This window comes from Streptomyces sp. (assembly GCF_050698815.1).
Lineage (GTDB): Bacteria > Actinomycetota > Actinomycetes > Streptomycetales > Streptomycetaceae > Streptomyces.
In genome coordinates, this window is sequence record NZ_JBOHCV010000477.1 from 1 (window position 1) to 13,352 (window position 13,352).

Here is a 13,352-nt window from a genome sequence, read left to right on the forward strand (position 1 = left end):
ATGCCGGCGTCCGTGAGTGAACCGGTCAGCTCATTGACGTAGAGCAGCAGGCCCAGGCCGAGCATGCCGAGGGGGAGCGCTCCGACCACTGTTGCGATGAGGGGGACGCGCAGACCCGGTGCGCGAAGGACGCGGATGTAGCTGTGCATGAGGGCATGCCTCCCGAGCATGCCCTCCCACCCGGGAGCCGAACTCCCAACGGTCCGCCGCGTTCACAGCGGCAGCTAACGGCACAGCATTCTACGGCGGCGGCCAACAGACTCAAGGGGAGAGTGGCGACGTCGCTACCGCTGCCTGAAGCACTCGTTGGTCAGAGGTCGAGGACGAGTCGGGGGGTGCTGGACCGTCCGACGCAGATCATCATCGTTTTGCCCCGGGCACGCTCCCGCTCGCCGAGAATGGAGTCGGCGTGCTCCGGTGTCCCCTCGAGGACTCGGGTCTCGCAGGTACCGCAGAAGCCCTCTTCGCAGGATGACATCACCTCCGGTGCGACGTCGCGTACCGTCTCGAGGATCGACCGGTGCGGAGGGACCGTCAGCACCTTGCCCGAGCGCCTCAGTTCGACCTCGAAGCTGCCCGTTGCCCCGTCACTGGGAGCCTCTTGCGGGCTGCTCGGGGTGGTGGCGCCGAAGCGTTCGGAATGGAGGTCGATCGGGGTGTCCCGCTGCTGGCAGTGTTTCTCGACGGCGGTCAGCAGCCCTTCGGGACCGCAGCAATAAACGGCCGTGTCGGCGTGGGCAAGCGCCAGGGTGGCCTTGAGATCCGGCAGGCCCCGTTCGTCCTGCGGCAGGAATTCGACCCGGTCTCGCCCCAGTTCGGCCAGCTCCTCGGTGAATGCCATGGACGATCGCGAACGCCCCCCGTACACCAGCCGCCAATCGGCACCGCTCGTGCTGATCTCCCTCACCATGGCCAGGATCGGCGTTATGCCGATGCCCCCTGCGATGAACAGATAGCGGGAGGCGTCGATGAGGGGAAACCTGTTGCGCGGCCCCCGTACGAGCAGTGTTCGTCCTGCGAGCGCCGTCTCGTGGAGCTCGCGGGAGCCGCCGCGGCTGTGCGCGGTGAGCAGGACCGCGATCGTGTAGGCGTGGCGGTCCTGTGGTGGCCCGCACAGTGAGTACTGACGTACCAGTCCGGAGGGCAGCACAAGATCGAGGTGGGCGCCGGGCTGCCAGGTGGGAAGCGTGGCGCCGGCCGGGTCGACCAGACGCAGCGACACCACACCGTCGGCCTGCCACGTCACGCTCCTGACGAGCAGTTCGCGTAGTTGACCGGCGCCGTTGGCAGTAGCCGGTGCCGGCGTGCGGTCCATCAGGTCGGTCATTCGAAACCCCTTGCGTGCTCTGGGAGAGCGGCGGTCGTCGGCGGTATGTCGGCTACAGGGCCGGAACGGGTTCGCGTGCGCCGCCACGCAGAACGTCGAGGAACGAAGAGGCCAGTTCGGCGCCCCGGACCACGACGAGCATGTCCGCCGCCTCACGCAGTGCGGCCATGGCTGAACTGCCGTGCGGCGTATCCCAGTTCTTCGAGCCCACGACCAGGGCCGCGATCAGGGCGCCACCCGCTCGTGCCGCGTCGGAGACCGCGGCACACAGCGCAGCGGGCACCTCCGCGAGGTCGGTGGCCATGAGTACGACCATGTCCGCGTCGGCCACCAGTCCCGTGACGCTCAAGCCGTCTGCGGCCGGCCGCCACCCGCAGCCGGCCAGAGGCACCGACGCGAGTCGGACGTCCGCGTCCTCAGCCGCTGTCGATCGCGAGACGCCGCGTACGGTCATCACGCCTTCCAGCCCGCGAGTGACGAAAGCGTTCTGGGCCTCCGCGGCCTCGGCTCCAAGAGGCAGGAGCAGTACGTGCGCCTCGTAGGAGCGCCGTGTCGAGTTCATCGTCCATCCCTTCGTGCCACCTTCAGGGCAGGATCGGCCGGGCCCTCTGGGGAGTTCGAGACGCCCCAGGGACGGACGACCACGTGTGGCGTCGCCGGACCGCTGCCTTCGGCGAGGCGGTCGAGCATCGTCCCGACCGCCTCGAGAGTCACCTCCACGGTCGGCACCTTTTCCAGCCCGCAATCGCCTTTCGCCAGCACCTCGATGCTCTGTGCTACTCGCTGCGGACTGCGCCCGCGAACACCGCGCACCACGGCTGTCAGCCGGGTGAGTTCGCCGATGTCCACGGCCGCATCCGTACGTCCGGCTCCGCCGGGGAGGATCAGCCGACCGCCCTGCGTGAGCAGACCGAGAGAAGGTGTGAGCCCGTGGGGTCGTACGCCGGTCAGGTCCAGGACGACGTCGGCCATCCGGCCTCCGGTGCGGCGGGTGACATGTTCGTGCAGTTCGGTCGGGTTGCCGTCGAACGTCACGGCTGTGTCGGCGCCCATGGATGCGGCAATGTCCAACCGCGCCCGATCTTGCGGGAGTCCGGCGACGACGACTGTGCCGGCTCCGGCCTGCCGGGCCGCTGCGACGGCCGCGAGTCCGTGGTAGCCGGGGCCAAGCACGACGAGAGTCCCGCCGGAGGCCAACTCACCTGCGCCGAGGACCCAGTCGAGTGCGTTGGCCAGCGGCAGCACCCAGGCTGCGAGCGGATCCGGCAAGTGCTCCGGCAGCGTGTGGACGACTGATTCCGGCGGGAGGTACACGTACTGCGCGTTGCCGCCCCACAGCGACGGCGGCTCACCGACCGGCACCAGGCCGACCCGCCGTCCGCCGCTCCACAGGTCCGTGCGCGGGCAGAGCCGGTACCGGCCGGCGGCGCACCGCTCGCAAGCGCCGCAGGGCAGGTATTCCTCGATGACCACGCGGTCGCCCGGTGCCGCGCCCCACCGTCGCGCGGCCGTGTCGCCGGATGCGGCGATCCGTCCGTGCACATGGTGGCCGAGCACTGTCGGGCCGGTCAGCCCGGCGGACCGCAACGCCACATCCGTGCCGCAGATGCCGCTGGCCTCGACGCGCAGCCAGCCGTCGTCCTCCCCGTGCGGACGGAGGTCGAACGTACGGACCTCGCAACCGCCTCCGGGGAGGGAGACCGCGGCCTGGGCCGTGGCACCTGCGGTGTGGTTCGCCGTCACCGCCGGAACCACCGGCGCTTTGTGGGCAGGGGAGAGCTCTGGGCAGCCCCTTCCACTTCCTCGCGCAGATGACTCCAGATGTCGTAGACCATCTCGCCGTACTGGGGCCGCTGCCGCAGCTCCAGGACGTTTCGCGGCCGTTCGAAGGGGACGTCGAAGAACGCCTTGACGCGACCCGGACTCGCGGTCATGACCATGATGCGGTCGCCGAGGGTCACGGCCTCATCGACGCTGTGAGTGATGAACACGACGGTCTTGCGGGTCTCGTCCCAGATCCGCAGAAGCTCTTCCTGGAGCAGCGTCTTGTTCTGCTCGTCCAGCGCCGAGAACGGCTCGTCCATCAGGAGCACGTCTGGGTCGTTGGCGAACGCGCGGGCTATGGAGACCCGTTGCCGCATGCCACCGGAAAGCTGGTGGGGGTAGCAGTCCGCGAATCCGGTGAGCCCGGTCTTCGCGAGATAGTGGCCGACCGTTTCCCGCACTTCGCTCGCGGGCACACCGCGCATGCGCAGGCCGTAGGAGGCGTTGTCCTGAACCGTCATCCACGGAAAGAGTGAGTCGCCCTGGAAGACCATTGAGTTCTCCGGACGCTCCTTGGCGGATCCGCGCACTTCGACCTGGCCTTCGGTGGCTTCGTCGAGGTGGGCGAGGATGCGCAGCAGCGTTGTCTTCCCGCACCCGCTGGGGCCGACGATCACGAAGAACTCTCCGCGTGGGATGGTCAGATCGAGGGAATCCAGCGCGGTGACAGTCTGCCGGTTGACGGGGAACTCCTTGCCCAGGCCCCGGACGGAGATCTTGGTGTCAGCGGCGTCGCCCGGGTTGGCGATCGGCGCGGGCGCAGACGGCTCCGGTACTCCGACGGGTTCCGAACCGGCGAGCGTGTCGCTCGTCTTGTGGTCCGTCATCGGTCCGCCCTCCAGGGTGTGACGATGCGGGCGATCGATCCGAGCAGGAGAGACATGGTGTATCCGATGACCGCGATGACGAGGAGTCCCACGTACATCGTCTCGACCGAGTAGAGCTGCCAGGCGTTCCAGATCATGAAGCCGAGGCCCGACTTGGCGCCGATCATCTCGGCGATGGCGATCAGGATGAGTCCGAGCCCGGCACCGAGCTCCACCCCGGTCATGATGCTCGGCATGGCCCCGGGGACGGCCACGGTGCGGAAGACCTGCAGTTTCTTGGCGCCGAAGTTCTTCGCGACGTCGTAGTACGTGGGTTGGATCTGCAGTACGCCCGAGGTCGTGTTGAGGACGACGGGGTAGAACACGCCGATCGCCACCATGACGATCTTCGACATTTCGCCGAGGCCGAAGACCAGCAGGATCAAGGGCAGCAGCGCACTCTTCGGTATCGGGTAGGTCCCGGACACCAGTGGTTTCAGGGCTGCCCGGACACCGCGGCTCAGTCCCATGACCACACCGAGCAGCAGTCCCGGCACGAGACCCAGCCAGAAGCCGAGGAACAGCCGCTGCAGGCTGGCCCAGGTGTGGACGTACAGCTCACCACTGGCTATCGACTCGAACATGCGCTGGAAGATGCTCGTGGGAGCGGGGAAGAACCGGGCGTCCACGATGCCGGCACGCACGAGAACCTCCCACGCCAGCAGCAGAGCCAACGGCGTGAGGACGGCGAGCAGGCGGTCACGTGATCGGGACCCGGTTCGCAGGGTCGTGCGGGAGCGCCGGACAGGCGGATTCCGGGTGGGTTCCGCCCTCCGTTCCCGATCATCGACTGGTGTTGGCACAGGGGGCATGACGACTCCTTCCGGCCGGTCGGTCTACGACCCGGGCTTGTCGTAGGGGCCGAGTTTCTTCACAGCGGCCTTGGCGAAGGATGTGTCGACGATGGAGCCGACGGATGCCTTGCCCTCACCCCAGCCCTGCTTCTGGAAGAAGGAGTAGTCCCGGCGGAGGCTTGCGACGTTCACCTTTCCGTCGGGGTGCACGTAGTTGGCGACCATCGACCGGTAGAGCTTCGGGTCGATCTTGGTGGCACGGCTGACGCTGCGGACGACGTCGCCGGAGCCCTGCGCATTCACCTTGCCGTCCTTGATCGCCGACGTGTAGTCCCGCGCGCCCCGCAGATAGGCCTTCATGAAGCAAGTGCCGGCCTTGCTGTTCTTGGCGGCGAACGCGCCGCCGTACACAAGGACCGCCAGTTGCTGGTTCTTGTAGTAGTCCGGCGGCGTCGCGAGCCGGACCGCGGTCCCGCGCTTTTCGGCGATGCTCGCTGAGGGCTCCGTGGTCAGCCCCGCATCGATGGCCTTGTTGCCGTATGCGGTCACGTGCTCGGGGAAGCCGAGGTACTCGTGCTTGACGTCGTCGTAGTCCAGCCCGTCGTGCTTCAGCATGACGGCGGTCGTGCTGGAAGTCGCCGTTCCTTGTGCGGGCTCGGCCACCTTCCGGCCCTTGAGGTCGCGGATGTGCCTGACCTTGCCGCTGTCGTAGAGGTCTTTGCGGACCATCAGGGGCATGTAGCCGTGATCGGCGGGCATCGAGCCCTTGTCCGCGACGATGCGCAGCTTCACGTCGCGGGCCACCGCGTTGTAGAACCCGGCGGAGGGGGCCCCGGCTCCCACGTCCAGTTGTCCGGCGCCGAGCGGAGCGATCATCTTCGCGGCGGAGTCGAACGGCGTGAAGCGGACCTTCAGTCCCTCGTCGGCGAAGTAGCCCTTGTCCTTCGCCACGTAGAACGGCGCATCACTGGCGCTCTTGGTCACACCGACGGTCACGGTCCTGCCTTTGCACGAGTCTCCGCCGGCCGCGTCCGACGGTGCCCCGGGCGCGGCGCATGCTGCGGCGAGGAGCGTCAGCGAGGCCGCGGTGGCTGCGGCATTCATACCTTTCCCGGTCAATCCCATAGCCTCTTCAGTCCCTTCCCAAGTCCCTTTGATCGCTTGGCGGTCGAGTACCGCCGGCCGTATGCCGGGCGTCGGTTGTCAGATGGATACGAAGTCCTGGCCGGGTGCCGAGACCAGGGCGTCGCCGGCGCCTTCTTGGAAGGGCACGGACGTGGGCAGGACGAGGGACGTCGAGCGCACGCGCTGGTGTTCGGGGAGGATTCCGGGCAGTTCGGTGCCGCCGTCGCCCTCCTGGAGTTCTTCGAGCGCGGCGAGGAGCCGGCGCCGGGCCAGGATGATGCCTGCGTCGCTCGTCCCGAGTCGTTCCTTGGTGCGGTCGCAGATTCGGCCCATGCTTTCCTGGAGTGAGGCGTCCTGCATGGAGATGCCCTCGACACCGCTGTAGGTCCGGCCCTCACGCTGCGCTTGGCGGTCGATCAGGAAGTCGTTGTCCCGGTTGGCCAGTGGACGGTAGGTGCCGGGCACGTACTGGACGTGGATGCCCTCGCCGGCGCGCATTGCCGCCAGCTCATGCTCAGCAAGGGGTCGGCTGGGGTGGTAGTTGATGCTCCACGACCAGCAGGTCTCGTCATCGATGGGCACCCAAGCATGGCCGCCGAGCGGATTGTGGGTGCCGAACGGCGGGATGATCGTGTACCAGGGCATGATCCACTGGGTGATGCGCCAGTAGTAGTTCGCCTCGTCGACGACCCGCCGTGCGCCGATGACGAGCCCGCCGTCGGACTCGGCGACCTCGAACTTCGGCCGGGTGTCCGACTTGAGGTACTTCAGCCCCTCGGTGCCCGCGTGCATCGGGTCGTTGTCGATGTTGAAGCGGTGGGCGAACGAGACATGGCTGGAGTCGATGCCGCCTTCCATCGCCTGCAGGTAGTTGGACTCCTGCAGGCGCTTGGAGACGAATCGCTGGTCGTCCGCCAGCATCGCCCATTCCAGCTCGGGCAGTTCGGGCTTGTCCTCCGCCGGTCCCATGTACGTCCAGATGATCCCGCCCCGCTCCACGCACGGGTAGGACCGCTGCCGGATGCGGTTCTTGAACGTCGAGCTCTCCGGCTCGGACGGCATGTCGACGCAGTTGCCATCCACGTCGTACTTCCAGCCGTGGTACGAACAGCGCAGCCCGCACTCCTCGTTGCGGCCGAAGAAGAGTGAGGCGGTGCGGTGGCCGCAGAACTCGTCGAGAAGTCCGATACGGCCGCGTGAGTCGCGGAAGGCGATGAGCTGCTCGCCGAGCAGCTTCAGCCGCACGGGCGGGCAGTCCGGCTCGGCGATCTCCTCGGCGAGCAGGGCCGGGATCCAGTAGCGGCGGAAGAGGGTGCCCATCGGGGTTCCAGGGCCCGTCCTCGTGAGCAGCTCGTTCTGTTCATGGGTCAGCATGGGCGTCCTTCCTGCCGGACATCGGGTGAGGGGAGGCCGTGAAGCCGTGGAGCAGGGCCTTCCGGGGGGTCCCGGCGACCTGACCTGCGAAGAAACGGTCCGCCGACGACAGCCAGGGCCGCGGCGGCGACGTTGACACCGACAACCGTGAGCCAGCCGATCCCGTATGAGCCCGTGTGGTCGACGACCAGCCCGTAGCCCAGGGGGCCGAGGGCGAAACCGAGGTAGAGGCCGACGGCGAGGATCCCGGACGCGGTGCCGACGCCGCGCAGCGGAGTCGCACGCATCAACGCGAGCATGAGCACGACGTTCGAGGCGAGCCCGCCGGCACCGAACAACGCCGCACCGACCCATACGAGTACGGGCGCGTGCAGGCGGTCGGCGGCGAGGATGCTGAACGAGGCGAGTACCGATGCCGTCGCCAGCGCCAGGAGGGGGCGGCCCGGACGGACGACCCGCTCGGCAGCCCTGCCCCACGCGATGCGGGCCACCAGCCCCACACCGCCGGCCACCGCCACGGTGAGCCCGGCCGTCTGCACCGGCATGTGCAGCCGCTCGAAGCTGTAAAGAGGAAGGTAGACGTTGGTGGCCTGGATGGCGGCTCCGGTGATGAACGCGTAGGCGGCGAGCCAACCCACCGCACTCGGCAGGGCCTCCCGCCCGCCACCGGACGCGGGGAGGGGCTCGGCAGAACCCGCCGGCACCGAACCGCGTACCAGCAAGAGTCCCGTCACCGTGGCGACCGCGGCGGCCGCGGCAGCACCACGCCAGCCCAGCAGGAGCGCGACGCTCGGCAGAACGAGCCCCGCCGCGAACTGGCTCATCTGCACGCCCGACTGCTTGATCCCCGTCAGCCGGCCGCGCAGCCCCGGCGCGACGTTCGCCGCGATGAGCTGATTGGTGACGGGGTTGGACATGGCCTGAGCCGCACCGGACACCGCGGCCGCCGCCAGCAGCCAGGCGTACGAAGGAGCTGCCGCCGTCCCGAGAAGCGCCAGGCCGGCACCGCTGAACAGCACGGCGAGGACCGCCCGGCCACTGAAGAGGTCCGCGCCACGTCCCACGACAGGGGAGAGCAGAGCTGCTGTCAGGAACGCCGCCGTCGGCAGGGAGCCCAGCTGGGCGCGGGTGATGCCGAGGTCGGCCGTCACCAGCGGCGCGGTGGCCGTCAGGGTCTGGAGCGTGAGCGGGCCGGCTCCCATCGAGAGGGCCAGCACGAGAGGAAAGCCCCGGGGCAGCGTCAGTTGCGACCGATCCGGGTCGGAAGTCTTCATCGGCTACCCCTTTCGCATGTCGAACGCGAGTGCGTAATGTGGTTGCACCGTAGAGAGGGGCGAAAGTGACCGTCAAGGGGTGTGCACCACCGCGAAGGGAGGCTGCCGCCGGTGTCCGAGCAGGTCGATGGATCCTGGACCCCGGCTCGTGACCGGCGTGCCGGTCGGCCCGAACAGGTTCAGCGTTGCGATCACTTCGCAGAGACGACTAGTGTTCGACATGCGCAAGGGGGAATCCGCGGGCTTCGCCTCGCCGACCGTGAACCGGAGAGCTGGGCTCCGCGATGTAGCGCGCGTACGCCCACAGAGAGCGAGGACGGATGACCGACGGGGCCCGGCGCTCGCCTCGTGACACCGACTTCGTCCAGTCGCTCGCACGGGGCCTCGGTGTCATCAACGCTTTCGACGCGGAACATCCACGCATGACGCTCAGTCAGGTGGCCCGCGCAGCCGGCATGGCTCCCGCCACCGCCCGGCGCTTCCTGGTGACCCTGGCCCAACTGGGTTACGTGCACTACGAGGACGGCCTCTACAGCCTGCGCGCACGTGTCCTCGACCTGGGCTACCGCTACCTCTCCCGGCTGTCGGTCCGCGACGTCGCCGAACCCCACCTGGAACAACTCGCGGCCGAGGTCCACGAGTCCTCGTCGCTGTCGATCCTCGACGGCGACGACATCGTGTACGTGTCCCGCGTACCGGTCAGCCGTATCATCGCCATCACGATCGGCATGGGCACACGGCTGCCCGCGTACTCGACGTCAATGGGCCGGGTTCTCCTCGCCGGCCTGCCCGAGCACGACCTCGACGCGTACCTCGCCCGCGTGAAGCTCAGCCCGCAGACCGGACGCACGATCACCGACCCGGGAGTCCTGCGTGCGGAGACGGACCGGGTGCGCAAACAGGGATGGTCGATCGTCGACCAGGAACTCGACGAGGGTCTTCGCGCCGTAGCCGTCCCCGTCCGTTCCCGGCTCGGCGTCACCTTCGCAGCCGTCAACATCGCCACTCACGCGGGCCGCACGTCCAACGACGACATTCGGCGACGGCTGCTTCCACCGCTGCTGTCCACCGCAGCCCGCATCGAAGCCGACCTGCACAGCTATCCGGCTGACCCTGTTCCTGACCACCGGGGAGGCACCGATGTCTGACCGGCCCACGCCCGGTACTCCTTTCGTCCAGTCCCTGGAGCGCGGCCTGCACGTTCTCCGCGCTCTCAACGACGCGTCGTCCGGGCTGAGTCTGTCCCAGGTGGCCGAACGCACCGGCATGACCCGTGCCGCCGCCCGGCGATTCCTGCTCACTCTCGTGACCCTGGACTACGCCCGGTTCGACGGCCGCGAGTACTCCCTGCGCCCACGGGTCCTCGAGACGGGTCGCTCCTACCTCTCGAGCTTGCAGCTACCCGACGTGGCACTGCCCGCTCTCGAGAAACTCGCGTACGAAGTCCGCGAGACGACCTCGTTGACCGTGCTCGACGGTGACGAGATCGTCTACGTCGCCCGCGTCCACGGTTTCCGCATCCTCACCGTCACCATCGCGGTCGGCACCCGCTTCCCCGCCTACGCCACCTCCACCGGCCGGGTCATGCTCGCGGGGCTCGACGAGGGCGAACTCGACGCCTACCTCTCCCGCACCGACCTGCGGCAGCTCACCGCGGGCACCATGACGGGCCCCGAACGGCTGACCCGAGAGATCCGTCGCGTGCGGCGACAAGGCTGGGTGATCGTCGACCAGGAGCTGGAACAGGGGCTGCGCTCGATCGCGGCACCGGTCCACGACGCTCAGGGTCGTGTCATCGCCGCCGTGAACATCTCCACCACCGCCGCACGGACTCCACTCGACACCATGCGCCACGAGTGGCTGGCTCCCTTGCGATCAACCGCTTCGCAGATCGCCGAAGACTTCACCCTGCGCGGCGGCCTTGAGTGAACCGGGGCGGTAGTAGATCCCGATTCTGGGGCTCCGCCGACCAGCCGACCCTTGGGGATCGCAACCACCCGTAGCTGTGACAGTCGGTGACGCTTCCTCGGCTCATTTTCGGCCACCACTCGTCGGCCTCCTGCTCGTTCGTCCTCCGCCCCGCTGGTCCCTCGTGGGGTTCCGGGCGCTCCCACTGTCCCGGCCTTCTACCAAAATGCCGCAGGCGGGGACTATCCATGCCCCTTGTGGAGCCGCCTTTGACGAGTGTGGTGGTGGAGAAGCGCCAGTGGGTTCCGACCCTGGCCGGGAAGTGCCGACGCTGCTACTTTGGCTCAGCCATTCGTCCAATTTTTCGGGGGCTCTCACACATACGGAGCGCCAATGAGCGACATCAGGCAGAACGCGGCGGCGACCACCGCCGACTCGGCCCCTCACAAGTTGCCGGTCAGGACCCTCGTCGCGGCCAGCATCGGCAACGCCATCGAGTGGTACGACTGGACGATCTACGCGACGTTCCTCATCTACTTCGCGACGCAGTTCTTTCCCGCCGACAACCCCGAGCTCGCTCTGGTGAACACGACGGCGACGTACGCAGTCGCCTTCTTTTTCCGCCCGGTCGGCGGGTGGCTGCTGGGCCGCTTGGCCGACGTCCGCGGCCGCAAGGCGGCCATGATCTTGACCATCCTGATGATGGCCGGCGGCTCGCTGGCGATAGGACTGCTGCCCACCTTCGAGCAGGTCGGCTGGCTGGCTCCGGTCCTGCTCCTGCTGGCCCGCATCTCCCAGGGCATGTCGCTCGGCGGCGAAGTCTCCAACGCCTCCGCGTACCTGGCCGAGATCGCCCCCCAGGGCCGCCGAGGCCGGTACTCGTCCTTCTTCTACATATCGACCGGCTCGGCGCTGCTGCTCGCCTCGCTGCTGGGGGCCTTCCTCTCGTCCGTGCTCACCGACGACCAGCTCCGCGATTACGGATGGCGTATCCCGTTCATCGTGGGCGGCCTGCTCGCAGTCGTGGGCATGTATCTGCGGCGCACCATCTCGGAGACCGAGCAGTTCGAGCAGAACAAGAACAAGGCCGTGCGCACGAAGCGGCCCCTGCTCACCACGATCACGCAGCATCCCAAGGCGGTGGGACAGCTGGTCGGTATCACGCTGCTGAACACGCTGAACTACTACGTCTTCTTCAGCGCGCTCACGCCGTACGCCGTGAACTCCCAAAAGGCCGACGCCAGCGACGTGTTCATCGCACTCTCGGTCGGAACGGCGCTCTTCATCGCGCTGCAGTATCCGTGCGGCAAGCTGTCGGACCGGTTCGGACGCAAGCCGCAGCTGCTGATCTGGTCCGCGGCGCTCGCCTGCCTCGTCATCCCGCTGTCCAAGCTCATCACCCCCGGAGCCGGGCTGCCGCAACTGCTGGTGGTCTTCTGCACGGGCCTTGGCCTGTACGCCCTGATGTCATCCATCGCGCCGGCCATCATGAGCGAGCTGTTCCCGACCGAACTGCGCGGCGTGGGCATCGGCGCCTGGTACAACATCACGGTCGCGATATTCGGCGGGACGGCGCCGCTGGTGATCACCTCCCTGTCCACCGCAGGCCACCCCGACCTGTTCTTCGTCTACGTCACCGCCGGCTCGGTCATCGCGTTCCTGACGATCTGCACGCTGCGCGAGACCGCCCACGAGGAACTCCGGTGACCGCCGTCCTCGACCTCCTCGCCGAGCTGGTGCGGCGGCGGACGGTGGCGTCCGGCGAGGGTGTACTGGCAGCGCTGTGCGCCGACCCGTTGCGCGACAACGGCTTCGAGGTTTCCACGCCCGGTTGGGAGGAGGGGCGCGAGCAACTCGTGGCCCGCACCGGCTCTGGCTCCGCCCCGCTCACGGTGACCGGGCACCTCGACACGGTGCCCGCCGACCCCGCGCAGTGGACCGTCGACCCGTGGGCCGCAGAACGGGACGGCGACCGTGTGGTCGGGCGCGGCACCAGCGACATGAAATCGGGGGTGGCCGCCGCCGTCGTCGCGGCCGTCGACCACGCCGCGCGGCCGCACCACTGCCACGGCCTGCAACTGGTCCTGACCGCGGGAGAGGAGACCGGCTGCACCGGAGCCCTCCGTCTCCGGCAGTCGTCGCTCGCGCCGGGGGGTCCACTGCTCGTGGCCGAGCCCACGGCCAACCGACTCACCCTCGGGCACAAGGGCGCGCACTGGATGCGTCTGACCGCCACGGGCCGCGCTGCGCACGGGTCGGCGCCCCAGCTCGGCGACAACGCCGTGGTGCGGCTGGCCCGTGCCGCCAGCGCGCTGCACGACCACGATTCCTGGCCCTCCCACGCGGCGTTCGGCCCGGTGACTGCGAACGTGGGTCTGCTGCGCGGCGGCGTCCAGCCCAACGTCGTGCCCGACTTCGCGGAGATGCTCCTCGACGTCCGCACCGTCCCCGGCGTGAGCGGCGACGACGTGCGGTCTGTCGTCGCCGAGCTGTGCGGTGACGGCATCCAGGTCGACGACCACGTGGTCCTGCCCGTCGTCGACACAGACGTGCACGACCCGTTCGTCGGTCTCGTGCGCGAGGCTCTGGTCGCCGCGGGCGAGGACGATGAACCTCACTCCCCCGCCCGGTACTTCACCGATGCCTCGGTGCTGACGGGGCTGCTGTCGCCGCCCGGGGACAGTCGCCCGGCGCCCACCGTCGTGCTCGGGCCGGGCGAGCCCGACCAGTGCCACGTTGTCGACGAGTGGTGCTCGGCGTCCAAGGTCGAGGCCGCAGCGGAGATTTACCGCCAGCTGTTCGACGGGTGGTGCCGCGGCCGGTGACCCGGCGCTGAGGGACCGGCTCGCGTCGGCGACGG

General features: G+C 68.5%; 12 protein-coding genes. 4 read left to right on the forward strand and 8 right to left on the reverse strand.

The genetic code is table 11. The features are described 5' to 3' along the window. Window positions 1–310 precede the first annotated feature (310 nt). The 8 genes from ACRDP3_RS17195 to ACRDP3_RS17230 all read right to left on the reverse strand — a co-directional run bounded on the left by ACRDP3_RS17195 (window position 311) and on the right by ACRDP3_RS17230 (window position 8,584). A complete protein-coding gene (locus tag ACRDP3_RS17195; protein WP_431517835.1) occupies window positions 311–1,327 on the reverse strand; it encodes a PDR/VanB family oxidoreductase in 1,017 nt (338 codons plus the stop codon). 52 nt (window positions 1,328–1,379) lie between these two features. Further along, entirely contained in the window at window positions 1,380–1,889 is a 510-nt protein-coding gene (locus ACRDP3_RS17200) for a hypothetical protein (protein ID WP_431517836.1), read from the reverse strand. Beyond that, a complete protein-coding gene (locus ACRDP3_RS17205) occupies window positions 1,886–3,070 on the reverse strand; it encodes an alcohol dehydrogenase catalytic domain-containing protein (RefSeq protein WP_431517837.1) in 1,185 nt (394 codons plus the stop codon). The genes ACRDP3_RS17200 and ACRDP3_RS17205 overlap by 4 nt, the downstream gene beginning before the upstream one ends. Further along, window positions 3,067–3,978 carry an ABC transporter ATP-binding protein gene (locus ACRDP3_RS17210; RefSeq protein WP_431517838.1) on the reverse strand — a complete coding sequence of 304 codons (912 nt, stop codon included), beginning with the start codon at window positions 3,976–3,978 and terminating at the stop codon, window positions 3,067–3,069. Before ACRDP3_RS17210 ends, ACRDP3_RS17205 begins: the two co-directional genes overlap by 4 nt. Continuing rightward, on the reverse strand, window positions 3,975–4,691 hold the full coding sequence (locus tag ACRDP3_RS17215; RefSeq protein WP_431517839.1) for an ABC transporter permease: 717 nt from the start codon (window positions 4,689–4,691) through the stop codon (window positions 3,975–3,977). The genes ACRDP3_RS17210 and ACRDP3_RS17215 overlap by 4 nt, the downstream gene beginning before the upstream one ends. A 162-nt stretch (window positions 4,692–4,853) precedes the next feature. Continuing rightward, window positions 4,854–5,807 (reverse strand): ABC transporter substrate-binding protein, encoded by a 954-nt coding sequence (locus tag ACRDP3_RS17220; protein WP_431517840.1) that lies wholly within the window; start codon window positions 5,805–5,807, stop codon window positions 4,854–4,856. A gap of 207 nt (window positions 5,808–6,014) precedes the next feature. Continuing rightward, window positions 6,015–7,310, reverse strand: coding sequence for a Rieske 2Fe-2S domain-containing protein (locus ACRDP3_RS17225; protein WP_431517841.1), 1,296 nt, complete (start codon window positions 7,308–7,310; stop codon window positions 6,015–6,017). Beyond that, window positions 7,304–8,584 carry an MFS transporter gene (locus ACRDP3_RS17230; protein ID WP_431517842.1) on the reverse strand — a complete coding sequence of 427 codons (1,281 nt, stop codon included), beginning with the start codon at window positions 8,582–8,584 and terminating at the stop codon, window positions 7,304–7,306. Before ACRDP3_RS17230 ends, ACRDP3_RS17225 begins: the two co-directional genes overlap by 7 nt. A gap of 320 nt (window positions 8,585–8,904) precedes the next feature. Between ACRDP3_RS17230 and ACRDP3_RS17235 the strand changes: the two genes are divergently transcribed. The 4 genes from ACRDP3_RS17235 to ACRDP3_RS17250 all read left to right on the forward strand — a co-directional run bounded on the left by ACRDP3_RS17235 (window position 8,905) and on the right by ACRDP3_RS17250 (window position 13,317). After that, window positions 8,905–9,732: an IclR family transcriptional regulator domain-containing protein gene (locus ACRDP3_RS17235; RefSeq protein ID WP_431517843.1), complete on the forward strand. Its 828-nt coding sequence runs from the start codon at window positions 8,905–8,907 to the stop codon at window positions 9,730–9,732. After that, entirely contained in the window at window positions 9,725–10,513 is a 789-nt protein-coding gene (locus tag ACRDP3_RS17240) for an IclR family transcriptional regulator domain-containing protein (RefSeq protein WP_431517844.1), read from the forward strand. The genes ACRDP3_RS17235 and ACRDP3_RS17240 overlap by 8 nt, the downstream gene beginning before the upstream one ends. Before the next feature lie 372 nt (window positions 10,514–10,885). Then, window positions 10,886–12,199, forward strand: coding sequence for an MFS transporter (locus tag ACRDP3_RS17245; RefSeq protein ID WP_431517845.1), 1,314 nt, complete (start codon window positions 10,886–10,888; stop codon window positions 12,197–12,199). Further along, window positions 12,196–13,317 carry a M20 family metallopeptidase gene (locus ACRDP3_RS17250; RefSeq protein WP_431517846.1) on the forward strand — a complete coding sequence of 374 codons (1,122 nt, stop codon included), beginning with the start codon at window positions 12,196–12,198 and terminating at the stop codon, window positions 13,315–13,317. Before ACRDP3_RS17245 ends, ACRDP3_RS17250 begins: the two co-directional genes overlap by 4 nt. Window positions 13,318–13,352: the final 35 nt, after the last annotated feature.